The organism is Nostoc sp. CALU 546 (genome assembly GCF_048836525.1).
Genome location: NZ_JAWJTF010000243.1, coordinates 1 through 3,225, shown reverse-complemented (window position 1 = coordinate 3,225; position 3,225 = coordinate 1). Strand labels below are relative to the sequence as shown.

The window sequence follows — 3,225 nt, the reverse complement described above, 5'->3', positions numbered from 1 at the left end:
AATTGTCCAGTCTGGAGGAAGCAGAAAATCGTTGGGTGCTTCCCCATCAGCAGCAAAGGGAATACGCGACCAGTTGAAAACCGCTACATCAGGTACTATTGAACGGATACCAAAACTACAGCGCAGTTCTGGAAAGGCATAAGCAATATGCACGCTTTCGGCAACATCATTAATACTGTTGCATAGCCTTAACTGTAATCGGCTATGCTTCCCTTTTGGCATTGGCTTCTGAATAATCTCACCATTAATGTAAACGCTTGCAGGTTTTGTTTCTGGTAGCTTGAGAAACTCCTCCAGAGTCAGGGATTGGGTAATTACCGTAGACATGGCTCCCGAAGAAAAGCAAAGGGGATATCTTTTAGTCTAGCAGTACCGTAGTCTCAAAAACAGTTTCTACTTCTGGCTACCGCCACAACCGCTTGCACACCAGTTAACAAGGCCAAAAAAGCTATGACCGCAAAATGGCTAACACCAGAACAGGCCATTGTCAAAGCCAATCTCACTCTTACATCTGAAACTTTAAAATCTTACATTTCAGAACAACAGGGAAAAACCACTGCTGAAGAACAATTCCAAGCTTTAGGATTGCTATTTGATAGGGAACGCTTGCGTGCAGGCAAACCTAACTTTTTGCAACTTTTAGAACCAGTAAGCGATGAAAATAGCTACGGCGAAGATGAAATCGACTCTCATGAGTTAGACGACGATGAGATACAAACATCTGCTACCAACAATGTAAATCAACCAGAACCATTTATTTTCGAGCAATGCAAAGTTCAAATTGTCATCACGCTACTACCTACAGAACAAACAGGAGATAGACCTGTAATGATTGCTGCCAGCAGTCATGGTGATTTCCCTGTAGTTACCATGCTCAATCAAGAAGAACTCGGTGATTTCCCCCCTCCAATTGTTCAACTACTGGACGAACTCAAAGCCGATTTTCCTAATCGCCAAATTCGCCGGAATATAGCCCAGACTAAAGCTGTCAAAACCAATAAACCCACTACCCAGACTCCAGTTCGCACTGAAACTGCTAGCTCAGATACTACTAAACCAGCCAGTAATACTACGCAGATATCACTGTTTTAAATGCCATGACTACTACAAATAGTAACAAATTACTTGTTATCTACGAAGGTCAACAACACTGGATTCCAGAAGCGATCGCCTTTGACGACCAATTACTACGGGATGCTTTCACTCCTCTTTGTGCTGAACTGGCAAACGCAGACATTGAGCGGAAACCAGGAGAACCCATTCACATCATCAAGAAGCCCGGTAAAAAAGGTACTTCTTCTCTAGATTGCTTGATAATGGCTCCTGAAGAAATCAACCCCGCAGTCCAAATGTGCTACCAAATGCGTCAACGTCAGGTCATAACCGGAATTGACTGGCAAAATGCAGGACAGCTATCAGTCCAGATTGAAGAAGCGATCGCAGCTGGAACAGAATTTTCTGAGTCACTCAACCAAACCCTAAAATCCCTAACAGCCTGCACTCCTACATCTAGCGTTATCCCTGAAGGTTTTTGAGTGCTGATAAAAGGAGTTAGAAATTGACTTGAGGGGTAAATTATTGTCCAAATTACAGCAATTTGCATTTCGGCTGAAGTAGACCCCACACCTACCTCTGTCTCTTTGTTCTTCAATTCACATAATAACGAGTTGCACTAAAATATGTCTCACCTCGTACCCCACAGTATGGCAGAGGCAATTTATAGTCTTTATCAGTGCCAATTTACCTTAGATGCCACAGAATCACTCGATTATCTGGAAACTCAACTCAACATTTACTCCTTACTAGCACTGTATCAGCACTATTTTCCCACTGAATGGAAAGCTAGCCAAGCCACTATTTACTCACCTACAGATGTAGATTGCCATAGTCCCAGAGAACTGGAATTTATTGTACTGATTTACACTCATCTATTTCCGTTATCCCACTGGACTGTAGAAACAGCCTACGAACAAAGATTGCATAGCATTCCTATTACCCCAATGGGTATTGACTGGACAATGGATGGAGAAATTGAACATCTCAAAGATGGCTGGCAACTACTTTTACCTTTTAGCCATGACAGTCGCCGTTGGCTCGATGACATACACCCAGAAGGTAGCGATTGGTTTGATAGTGAATTTGGAATTTACGAAATTACCTACACTGACATCGACCACCCAGACAAAATTGACTACAAAAAACTGAAACGGCAGTGTCATCACTTAGATAATCCTTTAAAGTTTCTGCCTTTAACTTTAAAGCTGCTAGATCATGAAACTAAAAACCTTTGGTTAGATGAGTACGCAGACGATTATTACTACCAACCTTACTGCGCCTCTCTACCTTGGTCAAAAGCATCTATTGATTTACTGACCAGAAAATGGCAGCAAGCCGACCGAATGCTGAACTGTGCAGCCGACTTAATTGATTGGCTAGAAGCAGACTTAAAACCTCATGCTCAAATCCTACTAAAACTATGGAAACAAGCATTGAAACCACGTTAATCGACGTTACATCGACACCAATTCTATCCAGCGAAATTCTACGAGCAATTTTGGCAGACCCTCCCCGAAAATCTCCAGTAATTCAAGCGGAATTGCTGTTTTTGGATGGCATTTACATCTTCCACCACCGAGACAAAGAAATTGCCGATGCTCATATTTACAAATGTATCTCACCCGCAGCCCTGAGAACTGCTTTCAGCAATGAACCAATTGATACTGGTTGGATGGAACCAGGAATTGTGCGCTGGGGTACGGGCAGTACAGACACATACTTGGTAAAATTTATCCCACCAGCCACTCATACAATCAATTGCGATGAACTTGGATCTTTAACCGTTCCGCTACCTGCAATGGTGTTTGTGGGCAAGGGATTAAAGTATTGGGTTTGGGCAATTCAAGAACAGGAGTTTAGTCCTCAAGCACCAGCCTTTCATGTGCCACTACCCAATGTCTACAGTTCTGGACAGGTGTGTTGGGGAGTGAACGAACCACCTGCTGCTAATGGTCTATCAATTAACCATGCTTGGAATTTGTTTATTTCCAGTATTTTCACTAACCATTTAACAATAAGTAAATCACAAAAATACCGCAAGGATGTTCGCCACCAACTTCTAAAACTGCACAAAAGATGTAGACGTGCAACCTATCCTGTATCTGACCTTGTGCCTATCGGCAATCAGAAAAGTGTCGCTATACTTGTGCAGGAAATCCTCGATGAACC

The 3,225-nt window shown here is 42.6% G+C and carries 5 protein-coding genes; 4 read left to right on the top strand and 1 reads right to left on the bottom strand.

Annotated elements, in window-relative coordinates; translation table 11 throughout:
• On the bottom strand, positions 1-327 hold a 327-nt coding region (locus RRG12_RS42155; RefSeq protein WP_420763227.1), incomplete at its 3' end, for a Uma2 family endonuclease.
• A gap of 123 nt (positions 328-450) precedes the next feature.
• Between RRG12_RS42155 and RRG12_RS42150 the strand changes: the two genes are divergently transcribed.
• From RRG12_RS42150 to RRG12_RS42135, 4 genes are all read left to right on the top strand, one after another.
• The gene (locus RRG12_RS42150; RefSeq protein ID WP_420761407.1) at positions 451-1,092 is read left to right on the top strand and encodes a hypothetical protein; all 642 of its coding nucleotides are present in this window, start codon (positions 451-453) and stop codon (positions 1,090-1,092) included.
• A gap of 5 nt (positions 1,093-1,097) precedes the next feature.
• Positions 1,098-1,535, top strand: coding sequence for a hypothetical protein (locus RRG12_RS42145; protein ID WP_420761408.1), 438 nt, complete (start codon positions 1,098-1,100; stop codon positions 1,533-1,535).
• A 144-nt stretch (positions 1,536-1,679) separates the two neighbouring features.
• Entirely contained in the window at positions 1,680-2,504 is an 825-nt protein-coding gene (locus RRG12_RS42140; RefSeq protein WP_420761409.1) for a hypothetical protein, read from the top strand.
• Positions 2,477-3,225 (top strand): hypothetical protein (locus tag RRG12_RS42135; RefSeq protein ID WP_420763226.1); only part of this gene is annotated, 749 nt, incomplete at its 3' end. The genes RRG12_RS42140 and RRG12_RS42135, both read left to right, overlap by 28 nt.